Source organism: Methylobacterium sp. J-043, assembly GCF_022829505.1.
Taxonomy (GTDB): Bacteria; Pseudomonadota; Alphaproteobacteria; order Rhizobiales; family Beijerinckiaceae; genus Methylobacterium; species Methylobacterium extorquens_A.
On record NZ_JAKSYB010000032.1, the window covers coordinates 72,144 to 90,401 of the forward strand.

An 18,258-nucleotide genomic window follows, 5' to 3' on the forward strand; every position below is an offset into this window, starting at 1 on the left:
TCAATTTGCCCATGGCCAGGGCTGCCGCGCGGGATTGACGCGGCGACCGGGCAGCGGGCACACCGGCAGGATTGTGGGAGCCTTAAGAAAAACCCACGTTGAGGAGACGCGCATGCGGCAGGATCTTTCTCCTGCGACGAGGGTCGAGGCTCGACCGGCATCGGCGACGGCGCTGGCAGAGGCGCTAGTATGAGCGTCGAGGCACTCGCCACGCCCGCAGTCGGGGCGGCGCCCGTCCGCGACCGCATCCTCCAGCTTCGCGACGGGCTGAGCCACGGGCTGATCGGCGCCGACAAGCTGGTCGAGCGCCTGCTGATCGGGCTCCTGACCGGCGGCCACCTGCTGATCGAGGGTGCACCGGGGCTCGCCAAAACCCGCGCGGTCAAGCGCCTGTCGGACGGGCTCGACGGCTCCTTCGCCCGCGTGCAGTGCACGCCGGACCTGATGCCCGCCGACCTCACCGGCACCACCGTCTGGCGCCAGGATGCGGGCAGCTTCGAGTTCCTGCCGGGACCGCTGTTCCACTCGCTGATCCTCGTGGACGAGGTGAACCGCGCGCCGCCCAAGGTGCAGTCGGCTCTGCTGGAATCCATGGCCGAGGGGCAGATCACGGTGTCGGGCCACACCCACCGCCTGCCCGACCCGTTCATGGTGGTGGCGACGCAAAACCCGATCGAGCATGCGGGCACCTTCCCGCTGCCCGAGGCGCAGCTCGACCGCTTCCTGCTCCACGTCGTCGTCGAGATGCCGGACGAGGCCTCCGAGCGCCGCATCCTCGATCTCGTCGAAGGCGAATTGAACCACCACGCCGAGGCGATGCCGGTAAAGCTCTCGGTCGCCGAGGTGATCGCCGCCCGCGAGGCCGCGCTCGCGACCTACGTCTCGCCCGCCCTCAAGGATTATCTCGTGCGGCTCGTGGCCGGCACCCGCGGCGACAGCGTCGCGCCGGAGCTGCGCGCGGCGATCGAGCACCCGGCCTCGCCCCGCGGGACGCTGGCGCTGATGGTCGCCGGCAAGGCCCGCGCCTACCTGCACGGCCGCGACCACGTCGTGCCCGAGGACATTTCGGAGCTGGCCGCCGACGCCCTGGCGCACCGCATCGGCCTGACTTGGCGTGCGGCGGCCGAGGGGCGCACCACGCGGGGCATCATCGGCGGGTTGGTCGAGCGGACGCGGGCGCTGTAGCCGTCATGACCGCGACTGCGGCGCCTGCCAGCGACCTGACCGACGCCCCCGGCATCCACCTTTCGGGCGCCGGGCTCATGAGCCTGCGCCATCTCGCGCGGCGCGGCGTCTCGCCCGCGACCCGCACCATCGCCGGGCTGCCCGGCGGCATCGTCACGCGCAAGCGCGGGCGCGGCTCGGAGCCGGACGACGTGCGGCCCTGGTCCGAGGGCGACGACCGCCGCTTCATCGACCGCAACGCCACCGCCCGCACCGGCGAATTGCACGTGCGCACCCACCACGACGAGCGCGACCGCGCCGTGGTCCTGCTTGCCGACTTCCGGCCCTCGATGCTGTTCGGCACCCGGCGGGCACTGCGTTCCGTGGCGGCGGCGGAGGCGCTGACGCTGCTCGGCTGGCGCATCGTCGGCGATGGCGGGCGCATCGGCTTGATCGTGGCGGGAAGGGCCGAGCCCGCCGTGATCCGCCCGGCCGGCGGCGAGCGGGCGATGACCGCCGTCACCGGTGCGCTGGCCCATGCCCACGCCGAAGCCCTCGCCGGCCCGGCAGCGGACGACCCGCCGCTCACCGACACGCTGGCGCTCGCCCGCTCGCTCCTGCCCTCGGGCGGACACCTCGTCGTGGCGAGTGCGCTGGATGCGCCGGGGCCGGATTTCGAGAGCCTGATCACCGCGCTGGCCGAGCGGCTCTCGATCCGCCTTCTGCTGGTCAGCGACGCCTTCGAGCGGGCGCGCCCGGCCGGACTCTACCCCTACGCCCTGCCGGGCGGACAGCGCGGCACCGTCCAGGCCGATCGCAGGGCCCAGCCCGCCGATGCGGTCGACCCGCGCCTCGCCCGCCTCCATGCCTGCGGTGTCGAGGGCTTGCGCATCGACGTCGAGGCCGGGCCGGAGAGCTACGCCCCCCTGATGGAGCGGCTCGATGCGGTGTTGTGAGGTTGGAAGCGAATCCCCCTCTTCCCGGACGCGGGGAGAGAGGGCGGCTCGCTCTGCCGACGACGAGGTCGGCAGAGCCCTCTCCCCGCGTGCGGGGAGAGGCGATGCGCGGAAGGGAGAGGCATGACGGCCCCCACCCCCGATCTCTCGACCCTGCGCGGCCTGCATCTCCCCACCGCCGGCACCAGCGCGGTGCAGCCCGAGATGGTGGCCGCCCTGGCCCTCGGCTTCGGCCTCGCGCTGCTCGTCGGACTGATCCGCCTCGTTCGCGCACGGCGCGGCGCGTCAGTGCGCCGGGCGGCCCTGCGCGAGTTGGCGCTGGCCGGAAACCTCGAACCGGAAGCCCGCCGCGTCGCGCAGGCCCGGCTGCTGCGCCGTGTGGTGCGCACCCTGAAGGGTGAAGAGGCGGCGCGCACCCGCGGATCGGACTGGGCCGCGACGCTCGACACCACCTTCGCCACCGACTTTTTCCGCTCCGGTCCCGGCCGCGTCTTCGCCGACGACCTCTACCGGCGTCCTGAAGTGACCGATCCCGCCGCCATCGATGTCGGCCTCGGCCGCCTGCTCTCACAGATCCGGGCCTGATCCGAATGCCCGCCTGGTTCACGGCCCTCGCCTCCGCCTTCGACTTCGCGGCGCCGCTCGCCCTGCTGCTCCTGCCCCTGCCGCTCGCCGCCCGGCTGATCCCGCCGGAGCGCCAGGGCGGCAGCGGCGCCTTACGCGTCCCGCCTTCGCTCGTCGGCACGGCGGAGCACGCCGAGAGCATCGCCGCCCGCGGCCGGCGCCGCCTCTGGCTCGTCGGAACGCTCTGGGCGGCGCTGGTCATCGCGCTCGCCGGTCCCCGCCTCATCCTGCCCGCGACTGCGCTGCCGGCCTCGGCCCGAGAGATCGTGCTCGCCCTCGACCTCTCGGGCAGCATGGAGCGCAAGGACTTCTCCCTCGACGGCGAGACCGTCAGCCGGCTCGCGGCGGTGAAACGCGTCGGCGCCGAGTTCATCCGCCGCCGGGCCGGCGACCGCATCGGCCTCGTCGAGTTCGCCGATCAGGCCTACGTCGCCGCAGCCCCCACCTTCGACACCGCCACCGTCGCCCGCACCCTGGAGGAGGCGACCATCGGCCTCGTCGGGCGCTCCACCGGCATCGGCGACGGGCTCGGCCTCGCGCTCAAGCGCCTCGCTCCGGCCCAAGTCGCGGCGGCCGACGGCGAAGGGCCGTCCCCCGCCCGTGACAAGGTCGTCGTGCTGCTCTCTGACGGGGCCAACAATGCCGGCCAGACCGCGCCGAAGGACGTCGCGGCCCTGGCCAAGGAACTCGGCGTGCGCGTCTACACCATCGCGCTCGGGCCGATCGACATGGCCGACAACCCCAACAACGAGCAGGACGTGGTCGATGTCGAGACCCTGCGGACCATGGCCGAGACCAGCGGCGGCCGGGCGTTCCGCGTGAAGACCACCGACGACTTGGAGAATGTCGCCAACGCCATCGACGAATTGGAGGGCGGGCGCGCCAAGGCACCGCCGCTGCCCCTGCGGCGCGACCTCTGGCCCTGGCCGGCAGCGCTCGCCTTCCTCTGCGCCTGCGGGCTCCTGGCGACGCGGCGCAGGATCTGAGCGGGAATCGCATGATCGAATCCCTCACCCTGCTGCGCCCTCTCTGGTTCCTGGCGGTTCCCGTCGTGGCTCTGCTCGCGCTGCGCGCGGCGTGGCGCTCGGCGCCGCTGGGCGACTGGAACAAGGCGGTCGATCCGCACCTGATGGCGCTGTTCGCGCGCCGCGGCGCGGTGCTCGGCGGGCGGCGGCAGGCCAACCTCGCCGCCGCGCTCGCCGCCGGCATCCTGGCGCTGGCGCTCACCGGCCCGGCCGTCGAGCGCCCGGAGGCCGCGACCTTCCGCAACCTCGACGCCACGGTGATCGTGCTCGACCTGTCCCGCTCGGTCACCGAGGGTGGGCGCTTCAAGGAGGCGCGGCAGGCGGCGGAAGCGGTGGCGGAGGCCGCGGGCACCCGCTCGCTGGCGCTGATCGTCTTTGCGGGCGACGCCTACACCGCGCTTTCGCCGACCAACGACCGCGAGAGCCTCGCCACCACCCTGTTCGCGCTCGATGCCGACACCGTGCCCGACCGGGGCAGCCATCCGGAGCGTGGGCTCGCGCTGGCCCGCCGGACGCTGGCCGAGGCCAACGTCGTCGCCGCCGACGTGGTGCTGATCTCCGACGGTGACGGGATCGGGCAGGCCGCCGAGCGCGAGGCCGCCGCAATCCGGGACCGGGGCTGGCAGCTCCACGCCCTGTTCGTACCGGCCGGCAAAGCGCTGCCGCCCGGCGCGCCGCGCCCCGACCGGACCGCCCTCGACCGGCTTGCGGGCACGGGCGGCGGACGGGCCGCCGACATCGACGCCTCCGGGGCGGTGCTCGACCGGGTCGGCGCCTCGACCGCCCAGCACCTCGCCGCGAACGGCTACGGCGTGCTCGCCTTCGCCGATCTCGGCCGCTGGCTGCTGCTGCTGGCGCTTTTGCCCGCCCTCCTCCTGTTCCGCCGGAGCGCGTGATGCTGGCGTCTTTCCCGCCTCGCCCCTCTGCTCGCCCCTTCGTCCGATCGACACCGCTGCGGCGGATGCTGCCCGTCGCCTTCCCGCGCCACTGGCGGCGGCTGGCGCGCATCGCGGGACTGGCGCTCGCGGGCGGCGGCCTCCTCGGATTGCTGCTCGTGTCGGAGCCGCGCACGACCCTGGGCCGCTTCCTGATGGCGGCCGGCCTGCCCGGCGCGGCCCTTCACGTGTTCGACACCCCCGCATGGCGCGCCGCCGCCCTCTACGAGGCCGGGCGCTACAATGAAGCGATCACGCTGTTCCGGGCGCAGGGCAAGCGCGGCGCCTACAACCTCGGCAACGCGCTCGCCCGCTCCGGCGACCTGCAAGGCGCGCTGGAAGCCTACGACGACGCGCTGACCTACAACCCGCGCGACGCCGACGCGCAGGCCAACCGCTCGCTGATCGCCAAGGCCCTGGAAGAGGAGATCGACCGCGGCAAGGGCGGCGGCATCGCCAATGCCTCGGCGCAGTACGGCGCCCGCTACAACAACACCGCCAACCAGGACCAGAACGACGACATCCGTGCCACCGCCAGCGGCGAGGGTCTGGCCGGCAACAAGGAGGGCGGCTCCTCCGCCTCGCTGCCGGGCACGAGCCCGGTGGCCCGCCGCGGCAAGGCCGAGCAGCAGGCGGTCGATTCCGGCAAGGGGCAGGCTCGCGGCTCGGCCAGCGACGCCGCCGGCCGCGGACGCCAGGGTGCCGGCTCGGCCATGGTCGCCGCCGCGCCCGAGCGCGAGGCGCGCCGGGTCACCAAGAGCTTCGAGGCGCACGCGATCCACCCCGACCGGCTCTGGCTCCAGACCCTGCCGGACGAGCCGGGCCGCTACCTGAAACTGCGCCTCAAGGCCGAGCAGGCCCGCCGCATCGAGGCCGGCACCGCGATCCCGGGAGGCAGCAACCCGTGGTAATTCTTTTCGACGTCTTCAGGCGCGTCACCCGATCCCGCAGGGGGGAGAGGGGACCGTTGGCGACCCTCCTCATCCTGCTGGCCTTCGCCGCCCCCGCTCACGCCATCGAGCCCGGCGACCTCACGCTGACCGTGACGCCCGATCTCCCCGGCGGGGTACAGCCCTTTGCCCGCGAGATGGTGCTGCTGCGCCTGCGCGGGGTCTACCGCACGCAGATCCTGCTCGAGGAGGTGCGCCAGCCCGCCCTCGTCAACTTCTCCTGGACCCAGCTCGGCCGCGATAGCTGGGGCCGCACGCGGATGCCCGACGGGCAGATGGCCCTGGAGTTCGAGCGCACGATCGCGGTCTTCCCGCAGCATACGGGAACCTTCACCATCGATCCGTTCGTCCACCGCCTGACGATCAACGACGGCGGCGAGCGCAAGCAGATCGACGTGCGCTCCGAGCCCGTCCCCTTCCCCGTGGCGGCCTGGACCGGCGCGAGCGGCGGCCCCGATACGGCCGAACCGTGGTGGCTGCCGGCGCGGGACGTGGCGATCACCGATTCCTGGGACCCCGACCCCGAGACGCTGAACCAGGGCGAGACCGCGCGCCGGATCGTGACGCTCGAAGCGCAGGGCATGCTCGCCGAGGGGCTGCCGCCGCGCCCCGTTATGCGCACCCGCGGCATCATCACCTTCGCCGGCCCGGTGAAGCGCGAGACGATCATCACGCCCTCCGGTCCAGTGGCGCGGGCGACCTACCAGTGGGACATCAAGAAGGGCGTGGCCGAGGTGATCCCGCTCGACGCGATCAAGATCCCCTGGTTCGACACGCTGACGCGCACGATGCGCGAGACCGAGATTCCCGCGCGCCAGATCGGCGGCGGCCTCACCGACCGGGCGGAGGATCTCAAGGCCGCGGGGCCCGCCGCGTGGTCCGCGCTGGCTGCGGCGGCGCTCGCTGCCTTCGGCCTCGGGCTGGCCTTGATCGGCTTCCGCACCGGTCCGGGCTGGCTGCAACTCGACCGCGGGCAGGCCCGTGCCCTGCGGCTTGCGGCGGCCGCGGGCGACGCGTCGGCGTTCCGGACGGTGCTCGGCCGTGCCGCGCAGGCGCAGCCGGATCTTGCCGCGCTCTGGCAGGCGGAGCCGGATCTGGCGCGCGATCTCGCCGCCCTCGACGGCCACGTGTTCGGCCGGGCTGGGTCCGGCGCGGAGCCCGTCGATCTGCCCGGCCTTGCTCGGCGGCTCGGCCGGCGCCGGAGGCGCGGCACTTCGGCGGGGCTCACGCCCACTCCCCGGCTGGCTCCCCTCGACGGCCCGGTCGCGCAAGCGTGACCGGGTGGCGGTGAACAGCTGGGACCGGCCTTGGTTTGGTTCCAGACCGGCCCTGTGAGGGCCGGCGGATCCACCACGAGGCCGGACGTGAGCCCTGCGATTCCCTATCATCCCTCCGTCGAGCAGCCGCGCACCGACGAGGCCGACATCCACGCGCAGATGCTCGCGACCTTCGCGAAGATCCAGGAGACCACGTTCGAGGATTACGGGCGGGCGGTGCGGGGCGTTCACGCCAAGGCGCATGGTCTGCTCACCGGTCGGCTCGAAATCCTGAACGATCTGCCGCCCGAACTGGCGCAGGGCCTGTGCGAGAAGCCCGGCACCTACGAGGCTGTGCTGCGCTTCTCCACCAATCCCGGCGACATCCTCGATGACAGCGTCTCGACCCCGCGCGGCCTCGCGCTGAAGATCGTCGGCGTCGAGGGCGAGCGCCTGGAAGGGGCTGAAGGCACGAGCCAGGATTTCGTGATGGCCAACGCCCCCGCCTTCACGGCGCCGGACGATGCGGCCTTCCTCAAGAGCCTGAAGCTCCTGGCTGCGACCACCGACACGCCGCAGGTGTTCAAGAAGGCGTTCTCGGCTGTCCTGCGCGGCGTCGAAACGGTGCTCGAAGGCTTGGGTACCAAGAGCCCGACCCTGATCGCGATGGGCGGCCATCCGGAGACGCACATCCTCGGCGAGACGTTCTACAGCCAGGTTCCCCTGCGCTGGGGCGCCTACGTCGCCAAGGTCGCTGTGGCACCGGTCTCGCCCGAACTGACGGAGCTGACGGGCGCGAGCCTCAACGTCAACGGCCGGCCCAACGGCTTGCGCGAAGCGGTGACCGCGTTCTTCGCCGAGAATGAAGGCGTGTGGGAGCTGCGCGCGCAACTGCGCACCGACGAGGAGACGATGCCGGTCGAGGACGCCTCGAAACCCTGGCCGGAGGAAGCGAGCCCCTACATCGCCGTGGCGCGTCTTACCGTGCCGCGGCAGGACGCGTGGAGCGAGGAGAAGGTGCGCCGGATCGACGACGGGCTCGCCTTCAATCCCTGGCACGCGCTGGCCGCACACCGGCCGCTCGGCGCGGTCATGCGTGCCCGCCGGGCCGCCTACCCGGCCTCCGCCGGCTTCCGGGCCGCGCATAACGGCTGCCCGATCCACGAGCCGGGCGCGCGAGGGTAACGACAGCGGTGCGCCCTCCGTCCCGTCTTCCTTTGATAGGCGGCCGGACACGCCTTTCTCGGCATCCCGCCAAGCGCCGGCAGAGTGATACGGTTTCCGCGGGGCGCGCGCAAAGGAGACTGGGTGCGAGGGATTCCAGCACTTCTCGCGCTGCCGGCTCTGATTTTCCTGGACGCTCTGCTCGTCGGCGGGATGTTCCTCTACCAACCGGCCGGCGGCGAAGTCTTCACCGTCGTGCTGCTGGCCGGTGCATTGGCCGCCGCCGTCACGCGGCGGCGCTGGCTCCTGTTCGCGACGCAGAACCTCGTGACGGCGTTGGCGGCCGTGCGTCTGGTGCAGTTGACCGATCCCATCGCGCCGGGGGAGAGCATTCCGGTCCTGGTCGCCCTGTTGCTCGGCAACCTCCTGGCATGGCTGGTGGCGGGCGTCTTCCCGCGGCGGCCCGGCTGGATTTGAGGCTCGCTCGGACTCGTCCGCCACCGCGCGACAAAGGAACCGACGTGATCGTGAGACAGCCCGCGGCGGCACCGACGCCCGCCCGCGATCCGCGTCGCCTCGTCGGCATTGCCCTGATGTGCGTCGCACCGGTGTTCTTCGCCAGCCTCGATGCCACGGGCAAGGTGCTGGCGGGCGCAGGCGTCGATCCGCTGCTCACCACCTTCATGCGCTACGCGGTCAACGTTGCGCTGGTGACCGCCTTGATCAATCCGGTGACGCGGCCGGGCGTGGCCCACTCGCGGCGCCTGCCGCTCCAGATCCTGCGCTCGCTGCTGCTGTTCGGTTCGACCGCCTGCAACTTCCTGGCGCTACGCTCGCTCCAACTCGCCGAAACGATCTCGATCCAGTTCGCCGCGCCGTTGACCGTCGCGCTGCTCGCAGGGCCCATGCTGGGCGAATGGTCGTCGCGGATGCGGCTCGCGGCGGTGGCGACGGGCTTCGTCGGCGTCCTCGTCATCGTGCGGCCGGACGCGCTGGCGGCCAAACCGGCGATCCTGTTCAGCCTCGGCGCGATGCTCTGCTACGCGGTCTACGTGATCGTGACGCGCAAGCTCGCGGCCCATGATTCGACGGCGACGACGGTGTTCTATACCGGGCTCGGCGGGCTCGCGGTTATGAGCCCGCTCCTGCCGTGGATCTGGACGGCGCCGGCCTCGGGCACGGTCTGGGCGCTGCTGATCGCGGTCGGGCTGTTCGGCACAATCGGGCACTGGCTGCTGGTGCTGGCCCATGCGCGAGCGCCGGCGAGCCTGCTCGCGCCCTTCATCTACACGCAGATCCTGTGGTCGGTGCTGCTCGGCTACCTGCTGTTCGGCGACGTGCCGAGCGCCTGGACGATGCTCGGCGCCGGCATCATCGTCGCCTCGGGGCTCGCCCTCCTCGCGGAGGATGCCCTGGTGCGCAGGCGTGCGCGGCGGAGAGAGACTCCCCCGCACACGGCCGCGCTCACTCAGCGGTGGCGGTGGTGGCGCGGATGGTGGCGGCGGTGATGGTAGGCGCGGTTCGAGCGCATCCGGGTGCGATAGGCGCGCCTGCCGGGATCGATGCCGAGCACGCCGTTGACGCCGCCCACCGCACCGCCGACGGCGCCGCCCACGATACCGCCGATCGGGCCGGCAACGCGATCGCCCTCGGCCGCACCGCGCCGCATGCCGCCCGGAATGCCCTGGGCCTGAGCCTCACCGGCGATCGGCATCAGGCAAAGCATCAACCCTGCGGCAGCAATGGCGAAACGTCTCATGGCGGCGATTCCTCGTTGGGAATGAACACTTGCCGGTGCTTCACCCCGACGGGTTGCAACCGGATGCCAGCCAACGAAGCGTTGCCCTTACCGGTTCCGGCAAACCGCCCCGCTATCCCCAGGATCCGTGACGAACGGGGGCGTTCTCCTCCGCCTCGCAGACGAGCGGCCGCCGTTTGAGACCTGGCAACGAAGAACGCCGGCCCCTGGGGGAGCCGGCGCTCTGGAAAGTCCGTCGACGGAGCCGGTCAGGTCTGCTGCGTGCGGCGGGGCCGAACCTGCCAGCGTTCGAACGCCTCGGTCACTTCCTCGTCGCGGCCCGGCTCCTGCGGGTTGCGGATCGCGGCGCCGAGCGCCTTCGAAAGGCTTTCGATCACGTCGTCGATGCGCGCATCCGGCGGCAACCGCTCGCTGGACTCGGCCGCAGGCTTCTGAGCCTCGGCGGTCTCGGCCGCGGGCCGAGCCTCCTCGGGCTTGGCGGCCTCGGTCGGAGCGGGCTCTTCGGAAGCCGCCGGCTCGGGCGCGGATGCCTCGGCGGGCGCAGGCTCCTCCGCCTTAGGGGCTTCGGGCGTCGGCTCGGCAACGGCCGGGAGGGGCTCTTCGGAGGCCTGAGGCTGCTCCTCCGTCTTGGTCTCGGGCGGCGTGGCCGGCTCCGCCACCGCCGCCGCGAGGAGCGCCTCAGGAACCGGAGCGGGTTTCGGCGGCTCGGGCGAACGCGCCGGAACGTCGCGCGGGGGCGACGCGGGCTTCGACGGGGTAAAGGGCGGACGATTGGAGCCGAAGCGCGGCTCGATCAGGTCGAGCACCGCATCGAGGGCAGCGTTGCTCAGGGGGATGTCGCCCGGATTCGGAACGCCGGTGATCGCGATCGACTGGCCGTCATAGGCCTTGTCGGTCGTCACCTCGGCACCGAACCAGACCGGCGGCGTGAAGCCCTGGGCGGCGGACGCGTCGGAGAAGACGAGGCTGACGATGTCGAGGCCCGACGGACGCACGTAGCGATCGACCAGCGCCTCGACCGAACCACCGAGCGAGACCGTGGTGCGCTCGTAGACGGCCCGGCCCTGGCAGACGTCGAGGAGGGCGTCGCCGTGGGCGCGCGGCACCTCGGTGCGTTCCTCGGCCATCGCCCCCTCGGCGCCGGTCATCAGCACGAGGAAGCAGTTGGTGCCCTGCAGCCGCACGAACGACGTCCGCCCGGCCTGCGGCGCGAAGTAACCTTCGGTGACGCGGGCCCCGCCCCGCTCCTTCCGCAGGAGACGGACCAGAGAGGGCGCCACGAGAAACCGGCGAACGACACTCATTCACTTCCCTCCGCGGGTCAGCACGCACCGGTCCGGGACCGCCCCCGGGACGCTCGGCCCTCGGGGCACCGATCCGAAACAGAATCGGCGGCCGCCCACCGTATTGGACATGGGCGATTGGTCTTGGGCGGTCCGCGAAGACCGGGGCGTTAACCTGTTCTTCACATGGACCTTCATGGCGAAGTGATGAGCCCGAAACAACCACGCGGCAAGCCTTGAGCCCGAAAAGGCGTGGAATTCATCGGGCGGATCCCATGAATTCTCCCATGCATTCAGCCCTCCGGTTCGAAGCCGAGGGCAACGCCGTTCATGCAGTACCGCAGCCCCGTCGGGGCCGGCCCGTCCTCGAAGACGTGGCCGAGATGGCCCTTGCAGCGGGCGCAATGCACCTCGGTGCGGGTCATCCAGTGGCTACGGTCGACCTTCGTCTCCACCGCATCCTCCAGCGGCGCGAAGAAGCTTGGCCAGCCGCTGCCCGACTCGTACTTGGTGTCGCTCTCGAACAGCGGCGCGCCGCAGCCGGCGCAGACGAACGTGCCGGGGCGTTTCTCGGCGTTGAGGCCGCTGGTGCCGGCCCGTTCGGTGCCGTGCTCGCGCAGCACGCGGTACTGCTCCGGCGTCAGCGACGCGCGCCATTCCTCTTCCGTGCGGATCTCGGGATCTGTGCCGATGACGTCGGATCCGGCCATGTCGCGTTCCTCCGGTGCTTTTCTCGTTTGGCAAGATGGTGCCGGGCACCGCTTGTCACGAGTGCGACCCTCGCGCGCAAGAACGGATGATGCGTTGTTCGCCTCAGGCCGCGGCGCCCACCGTGTCGGCCATGCGCGCGCCGCGCTGCCCCAGCGGCTTATGCGGGCTCGTGGTCGAATCGCGGGCGGTCTGGTGCTCGATCTCGGCGTTGATCTCACCACCGAGCAGCACGATCGTCGCCGAGATCCAGATCCAGGTCATGAAGCCGATCACGGCGCCGAGCGAGCCGTAGGTCTCGTTATAGTTGCCGAAGTTGGCGACGTACCAGGAGAACAGGATCGACGCGATGAGCCAGAGCAGACCTGCCACGACGCTGCCGGCGCCGACCCAGCGCCAGCGCGCCCGCTCCCGGCTCGGGCCGTAGCGATAGAGCACGGCCAGCCCGCCGAGCAGGACGAGGAGCAGCATCGGCCAGCGCGCCATGGCGATGAGGCGAGCCCCGTCGCCGAGGCCGAGGAAGTTGAACACCACCGGCAGCACGATGATCGAGATCAGCGCCAGGATGATGAAGAGCAACGCGCCCGCGGTGAAGGTGAGCGAGCGGACGTTGAGCCAGAAGAAGTTGCGCTTCTCCTCCTCCTCGTAGACGACGTTGAGCGCATCGAACATCGCCTTCATCGCGGCGTTGGCGCTCCACAGCGACAGCGTCAGGCTGGTGAAGAAGGTGAAGCCCAGCGCACCGCTCCCCTTGGTGGCGATGCGCTTGACCTGTTCGCCAATGATGTCGATGGCGCTCGCCGGCAGCACGCCGTGCAGGGTGGCAAGGTGGACGTTGATGGTGTTCACGTCGGCGACCAGCCCGTAGCAGGTGACGAGCGCGGCAATCGCCGGGAACAGCGAGAGCAGGGTGTAGAAGGTCACGCCCGCCGCGACCGAGAGCACCCGGTCCTTGTTGAATTCCAGGTAGACCCGCGTGAGGATGTCCCACCAGCCGGGCGACGGGATCTCGCCGGGATGGTCGGCGGCGCGCCCGCGATCGGCTTGCGTCGCCGCCACCCAGCGGGCCGAGCGCCCCTCGTGGGAATGGGCGCCGCCATTGCGCTCCTTCGCCTCCTCAGTCGGCGGCTCGTCGTCCGCGTCGGGCCGGCGCAGCGGTGCGGCGGCGAGCGCGATCAGCGCCGCGCCCATCATCAGGGTCCAGAGCACGGAGGCCGTGCCTTCCGCGGGGGGGCGGGGCGGGGTCTGGGGGGAGGACGGCATGGTTCGCAGGGTCGGGCGCAAGCGCCTGGATGAGACGCCGTTCAACCCCGGATCAGGCTTGGCCGTTCCCTCGAACTGCGGCGCATCCCCCGGAAACGTCGAGACAGGAGACGGCTCCGACGCCCGAGACCTTCAGACGGCCTCGCGCTCCGGCAGCGGCGCCTCGAGCGTGAGGACGAGACCGCGGCTGCGGTAGTCGATCCTGGCCTCGCCGCCGAACTCGGCCGCCAGCACCCGCTCGATCATGCGCGTGCCGAAACCGACCCGCGACGGCTTCTCGACCGGCGGACCGTCGAATTCCTCCCAGCGCATCAGCAGGCGCTTGGAGCCCCCCTCCTCGACCTCCCAATTGAGGATGATGCGGCCCGAATTGTTCGAGAGGCCGCCATACTTCACCGCGTTGGTGGCCAACTCGTGCAGCGCCATCACCACGGCCAGCGTCAGGCGAGAGGTGAGGCGCACCTCCGGCCCGCCGAAGCGAATGCGGTTGCGCGGGGTGACCCGGAACGGCTGAAGGGCACTCTCCACCGCCTCGGCGAGGGTCACCCCGGCGGTGGCTTCCGAGGTGAGGATGTCGTGGGCGGTGGCGAGCGAGTTGAGGCGCGCGTCCAGCGTCCGGCGGGCATCGTCGAGCGAAGCGGCGTTGCGCAGGGTCTGGTGGGCGATGGACTGGACCGTGGCGATCGAGTTCTTCACCCGATGCTTCATCTCGGCGGCGAGCAGGGTGCGCTGCTCGTCGGCCCGCTTGCGGTCGGTCACATCGAGCGAGATGCCGGCCATGGAGAGCGGTGCCCCGTCGGCCCGGTAGTAGGCTCGGCCGCGCAACTGCACCCAGCGGACCTCGCCGCAGGGGGCCGAGACACGGTGCTCGACGTCGTAGTCGCTCCGGCGGTCGATGGCGGCCTGCATCGCAGCCTGCATCCGCTCGCGATCCTCGGGCACCACCGCCTCGACGAGGTCGTCGTAGCTGAAGGGCTCGCCGAGCGGTCGCCCGAAATTCTGCTTGCACAGATCCGAGGCGACGAGCCGACGCTCGGCGAGGTCGAGGGACCAGGCGCCGAGCCGGCCGGCGGCGAGCATGAATTCGAGGCGGTGCTCGCTGCGGGTGAGGTCGTCGTTGCGGCGCTCCACCTCCTGCTCCAGGGCATCGCGGTCGCTCTGGAGGCGGACCAGCCGGTCGCGCTCCAGGGTCACGTCGAACTGCGAGGCGAAGAAGTAGGTGAGTTGCCCCTCGTCGTCGAAGACCGGCGAGATCAGGAGGCGATTCCAGAAGATCTCGCCGCTCTTCTTGTGATTGAGCAATTCGAGTTCGACCGGCACACGCCGCTCGACGGCGTCGCGGATTCGCTTCACGTCGCGCGGATCCGTCTCCGGCCCCTGCAGGAAGCGGCAGTTGCGCCCGAGAATCTCCTCGCGGCGGTAGCCGGTGAGCTTGATGAAGGCGTCGTTGACGAAGATGATCGGGTTGTCGGGCCCGTACGGATCGGTGATGAGCATCGGCATCCGCGTCGCCTTGACGGCGGCGGCGAACGGGTCGGAGCTGTCGGAAACGCGGATCAGTTCGGCTTCAATCCGGTCGTGCTCGGCACTCTTAGTCACGTTCGGACGAAACTCCGAGGGTTCAAGACTGGAAACAACGTGGGCTGCCATCGCGCCCGCGCCACGGGGACGAAGGTGGCCCGGAGCATAAGCAGGCTCATAACACCGGTCACCGCCAGCATCGCATCACAGGCTTGAGAGCGCCAGCGCGCCGCGCTCCCGACCAGGCTTGGCAGGCGAATCCGACGGCGCAAGCGTGCGACGGCGTCAGGCGCGGTAGAGGTCGGCGTGGGTCTCGCGCAGAAGGTTCTTCTGCACCTTGCCCATGGTATTGCGCGGCAGCTCGGCTGCGAACAACACGCGCTTGGGCCACTTGTACTTGGCCAGCCGCCCCTCCAGCGCGGCAAGGATCGCAGCCTCGTCGGGCGCGTCCTCGCCCGGCACCACCACCGCCGTGACGCCCTCGCCGAAATCGGGATGGGCCAGGCCGATCACCGCGGATTCGACGACGCCGGGCAGCGCGTCGATCTCGGCCTCGATCTCCTTCGGATAGACGTTGTAGCCGCCGGTGATGATGAGGTCCTTGCCGCGGCCGACGATGTGGACGTAGCCGTCGCGGTCGATCTTGCCGAGATCGCCGGTGATGAAGAAGCCGTCCACCTTCAGCTCGGCTGCGGTCTTCTCCGGCATACGCCAGTAGCCCTGGAACACGTTGGGGCCCTTCACCTCGATCATCCCGACCTCCTCGGGCCCGAGCGGCGCGCCGGTCTCGGGATCGACCACGCGCAGGGTCACCCCCGGCAGCGGGAAGCCGACCGTGCCGGCCCGCCGCGCGCCCTCGTAGGGGTTCGAGGTGTTCATGTTGGTCTCGGTCATGCCGTAGCGCTCGAGAATGGCGTGGCCGGTGCGCTGCGCCCATTCCCGGTGGGTCTCGGCCAGCAGCGGCGCGGAGCCCGAGACGAACAGGCGCATATGCGCCGCCGCCTCGCGGGTGAGGCCGGGCTCCTTGAGCAGCCGCGTGTAGAAGGTCGGCACCCCCATCATCGCGGTGGCCCGCGGCATCAGTTCGAGGATCTTCTTCGCGTCGAGGCGCGGTAGAAACAGCATCGTGCCGCCCGTGGCCAGGACGATGTTGGTGGCCACGAACAGCCCGTGGGTATGGAACACCGGCAGGGCGTGAATCAGAACGTCGCGCTCGGTGAAGTGCCAATACTGCGCCAGCGTGAGCGCGTTGGAGGCGAGGTTGTCATGGCTCAGCATGGCGCCCTTGGAGCGCCCGGTCGTGCCCGAGGTGTAGAGGATCGCGGCCAGATCGTCGGCCCCGCGGGGCACGTCCGCGAAGTCGGGGCCCGCCGCGGCGGCGGCCTGCGCCATGCTGCCCTGCCCGGCGGCGTCGAGGGTTCGAATCTGCGGCACGCCGGCCTGGCTCGCGACCGCCGACAGGTCGGCCTCGCGGGCGGGATCGCAGACGAACAGGGCCGGCTCGGCATCGCCGAGGAAATAGGCGATCTCCGGTCCCGTGTAGGCGGTGTTGAGCGGCAGGAAGACAGCGCCGGCCCGCACAGCGCCGAGATAGAGGAAGATCACCTCGGCGCTCTTCTCGACCTGCACCGCGACCCGGTCGCCGGGCTTCACGCCGAGGGCCTGGAGCGCGCTGGCATAGGCGCCGGAGCGGGCCAAGAGATCGGCATAGGTATAGCGCGCGCCGTCCGAGGTCTCGATGAAGACCTTGGCACCCGGATCGGCCGGGCAATGGGTGCGCACGAGGCCGAACAGGTGATTGACGATCGGTTCGGCCATCGCACGCTTCCTCACCAAGTGCCCTGTGATCGATTTTTTGCGAGGGATCCTTGCGGCGGATCCTTGTTCTCCGCATTGGCGCGGGTGCGCGCTTCGTTCAAGCGGGAACGATCGGGAAGACGGCCGGGCGGTCTCGACGTCGCGTCGGCTGCGAGCCCTATTCCGTCGGGATGCGCCCGACCGAGCAGAGGGTGCGCAGCGCTCCGGCGCTGTCGGTGTAGCAGCTCGCCGACCAGCCGTTCTGCTGAATGAAGGACTTGCGCCCCTCGCGCAAAGCCGTCTGATAGGCCCGCGCCAGGATCGGCTGCACGGTCGAGGCCGGTTCGCCGACTACGAGTTCGGCCGCGATCGTCAGCTCGCGAAAGTATTCGGCGGAGGGCGAGGGATCGCCCGAGGAAGCCTGCACGATGGGCTGGGCGCGGCAGGTGAGATCGAGCCGGACCCCGCTCGCGGCCCGGACGTCGATGCTGGGACCGACCCGGCGACCGGCCTTCTTCGCCCCCGTCGCCCCAGCGATCCGGGCAGCGAGCGCGTCGCACTCGTCCGCCTGCGCGGCGGTGGACAGAAGGAACAGAACAGCGAGAAGTGGGCGAAGCATGGCGGTGGTTCGGTCTCGAAGGTCGCGAGCCCCGGCCGGCCGCGCCCGTGCGGGCTTACGGCGAACCGGGCACTCTGCCGACCTTCTTAAGGGATCGACCCGCCAATGGCTTCCGGTTTTCCCGGGGAGTCTCCGCACGGCGCGCATCAGCTTTACTTCCGGGTGGCCCGCCTCTGTGGACACAATCTGAAAACAGCCTTCAGACGCAGTCGCTTGGCCTGTGGATGAGATGTGTGGACGGGTGTGGACGACACCGCGGGGTTGACCCTGGCCGGCCGGCAACCGAAACCTTGCCCCCACCGCGCCGGAAGATGTGCGGGACAAGATCGGAGGAGCGAGCATGCCGACGACGCGCGACCTAGGGGCACGAAAGCCGGCGACTTCGCGAGCCGTTTGGCCGACCCTCTCGCCGATGCTGATCGCGCTGGGCCTCGTCCTCGCCGGACCTGCAGCGGCGCAGGGCGAGGCGCAGCCGCGGGCGGCCCGCACCCGCGCCAAGGTACCGAACCCGCCGGTCCAGCCGATCCAGATCTGGGACGCGCGCATCGAGGGCGGCGACCTGCGCATGAGTGGCAGCGTGGGCAAGAGCGGCGTTACCGTGATCCTCGACGACGACATCTCCGTCCTGTCGGACCGGCGCGGGCGCTTCGAGTTTCGGTTGCCCTACCGGCCCGCGACCTGCGTCGCGATGATCAAGGCCGGCGAGAACGAGCGCGAAGCGGTCGTCGCCAATTGCGCGCCGGAGGGGCCGGCCGGCAAGGCCGGCGAACAGGGCACCGCCGGCCTCCAGGGACCACCGGGTGCCGCGGGCTCCAAGGGCGAACCGGGGCCGAAGGGTGAGCAGGGCCTCAAGGGCGAGCAGGGCCTCAAGGGCGAGACTGGGCCGAAGGGCGAAGCGGGTCTGGCCGGGCCGCCGGGCGCGCCGGGGCCGAAAGGGGATCAGGGCCTCAAAGGTGAGCCGGGGCAGAAGGGTGAAGCGGGCTCGAAGGGCGAGCGCGGCCCCAAGGGCGAGCCGGGACCGAAAGGCGAGACCGCCGCGACGGTGTCGGCGCCGTTCCGTGTCGTGCGGGCGCGCGCTTGTACCGATACGGGCTGCACGCTCTCCTGCGACGCGGGCGAGGTGCTGGCCTCGGCCACCTGCCAGACCGGCGGCGCAGCGACCCTGGACGGGGACACGAAGGCGTCCTGCGCGGCCGGCAGCAGCGGCATGGTCGGGATCTGCGCCCGGCCGTAA

At 71.2% G+C, this 18,258-nt stretch carries 18 protein-coding genes; 11 read left to right on the top strand and 7 right to left on the bottom strand.

Annotated features, from left to right (window positions below; all coding sequences use genetic code 11):
• Positions 1–189 precede the first annotated feature (189 nt).
• From MKK50_RS05875 to MKK50_RS05920, 10 genes are all read left to right on the top strand, one after another.
• On the top strand, positions 190–1,185 hold the full coding sequence (locus tag MKK50_RS05875; RefSeq protein ID WP_499021060.1) for an AAA family ATPase: 996 nt from the start codon (positions 190–192) through the stop codon (positions 1,183–1,185).
• 5 nt (positions 1,186–1,190) lie between these two features.
• Positions 1,191–2,120 carry a DUF58 domain-containing protein gene (locus MKK50_RS05880; protein WP_499021062.1) on the top strand — a complete coding sequence of 310 codons (930 nt, stop codon included), beginning with the start codon at positions 1,191–1,193 and terminating at the stop codon, positions 2,118–2,120.
• A 123-nt stretch (positions 2,121–2,243) separates the two neighbouring features.
• On the top strand, positions 2,244–2,705 hold the full coding sequence (locus tag MKK50_RS05885) for a DUF4381 domain-containing protein (protein ID WP_499021063.1): 462 nt from the start codon (positions 2,244–2,246) through the stop codon (positions 2,703–2,705).
• Positions 2,706–2,710: 5 nt separating this feature from the next.
• A complete protein-coding gene (locus tag MKK50_RS05890) occupies positions 2,711–3,730 on the top strand; it encodes a VWA domain-containing protein (RefSeq protein ID WP_499021064.1) in 1,020 nt (339 codons plus the stop codon).
• An 11-nt stretch (positions 3,731–3,741) separates the two neighbouring features.
• Positions 3,742–4,665 (top strand): VWA domain-containing protein, encoded by a 924-nt coding sequence (locus MKK50_RS05895; RefSeq protein WP_499021066.1) that lies wholly within the window; start codon positions 3,742–3,744, stop codon positions 4,663–4,665.
• On the top strand, positions 4,665–5,615 hold the full coding sequence (locus tag MKK50_RS05900) for a tetratricopeptide repeat protein (RefSeq protein ID WP_499021068.1): 951 nt from the start codon (positions 4,665–4,667) through the stop codon (positions 5,613–5,615). Before MKK50_RS05895 ends, MKK50_RS05900 begins: the two co-directional genes overlap by 1 nt.
• Positions 5,615–6,931: a hypothetical protein gene (locus tag MKK50_RS05905; RefSeq protein WP_499021241.1), complete on the top strand. Its 1,317-nt coding sequence runs from the start codon at positions 5,615–5,617 to the stop codon at positions 6,929–6,931. The genes MKK50_RS05900 and MKK50_RS05905 overlap by 1 nt, the downstream gene beginning before the upstream one ends.
• Positions 6,932–7,018: 87 nt before the next feature.
• The gene (locus MKK50_RS05910; RefSeq protein WP_499021070.1) at positions 7,019–8,095 is read left to right on the top strand and encodes a catalase family protein; all 1,077 of its coding nucleotides are present in this window, start codon (positions 7,019–7,021) and stop codon (positions 8,093–8,095) included.
• Between the two features lie 123 nt (positions 8,096–8,218).
• Positions 8,219–8,551: a hypothetical protein gene (locus tag MKK50_RS05915; protein ID WP_499021071.1), complete on the top strand. Its 333-nt coding sequence runs from the start codon at positions 8,219–8,221 to the stop codon at positions 8,549–8,551.
• Positions 8,552–8,601: 50 nt separating this feature from the next.
• Positions 8,602–9,582 carry a DMT family transporter gene (locus MKK50_RS05920; protein WP_499021073.1) on the top strand — a complete coding sequence of 327 codons (981 nt, stop codon included), beginning with the start codon at positions 8,602–8,604 and terminating at the stop codon, positions 9,580–9,582.
• Here the strand turns inward: MKK50_RS05920 and MKK50_RS05925 are convergent.
• The 7 genes from MKK50_RS05925 to MKK50_RS05955 all read right to left on the bottom strand — a co-directional run bounded on the left by MKK50_RS05925 (position 9,543) and on the right by MKK50_RS05955 (position 17,024).
• Positions 9,543–9,833 carry a hypothetical protein gene (locus MKK50_RS05925; protein WP_253367220.1) on the bottom strand — a complete coding sequence of 97 codons (291 nt, stop codon included), beginning with the start codon at positions 9,831–9,833 and terminating at the stop codon, positions 9,543–9,545. The two genes, MKK50_RS05920 and MKK50_RS05925, sit on opposite strands and share 40 nt — an antisense overlap.
• A gap of 248 nt (positions 9,834–10,081) precedes the next feature.
• Positions 10,082–11,137: a hypothetical protein gene (locus MKK50_RS05930; RefSeq protein ID WP_499021074.1), complete on the bottom strand. Its 1,056-nt coding sequence runs from the start codon at positions 11,135–11,137 to the stop codon at positions 10,082–10,084.
• 272 nt (positions 11,138–11,409) lie between these two features.
• A complete protein-coding gene (msrB, locus tag MKK50_RS05935; protein ID WP_253367216.1) occupies positions 11,410–11,826 on the bottom strand; it encodes a peptide-methionine (R)-S-oxide reductase MsrB in 417 nt (138 codons plus the stop codon).
• A gap of 103 nt (positions 11,827–11,929) precedes the next feature.
• Positions 11,930–13,087 carry a YihY/virulence factor BrkB family protein gene (locus tag MKK50_RS05940; protein ID WP_499021075.1) on the bottom strand — a complete coding sequence of 386 codons (1,158 nt, stop codon included), beginning with the start codon at positions 13,085–13,087 and terminating at the stop codon, positions 11,930–11,932.
• Positions 13,088–13,219: 132 nt separating this feature from the next.
• Positions 13,220–14,686 carry an HWE histidine kinase domain-containing protein gene (locus tag MKK50_RS05945; RefSeq protein WP_499021076.1) on the bottom strand — a complete coding sequence of 489 codons (1,467 nt, stop codon included), beginning with the start codon at positions 14,684–14,686 and terminating at the stop codon, positions 13,220–13,222.
• A gap of 207 nt (positions 14,687–14,893) precedes the next feature.
• On the bottom strand, positions 14,894–16,426 hold the full coding sequence (locus MKK50_RS05950) for a malonate--CoA ligase (RefSeq protein WP_499021078.1): 1,533 nt from the start codon (positions 16,424–16,426) through the stop codon (positions 14,894–14,896).
• Between the two features lie 157 nt (positions 16,427–16,583).
• Positions 16,584–17,024: a hypothetical protein gene (locus MKK50_RS05955; RefSeq protein ID WP_499021079.1), complete on the bottom strand. Its 441-nt coding sequence runs from the start codon at positions 17,022–17,024 to the stop codon at positions 16,584–16,586.
• Between the two features lie 340 nt (positions 17,025–17,364).
• Here MKK50_RS05955 and MKK50_RS05960 point away from each other — a divergent pair, with 340 nt between their 5' ends.
• Entirely contained in the window at positions 17,365–18,258 is an 894-nt protein-coding gene (locus MKK50_RS05960) for a collagen-like protein (protein WP_499021081.1), read from the top strand.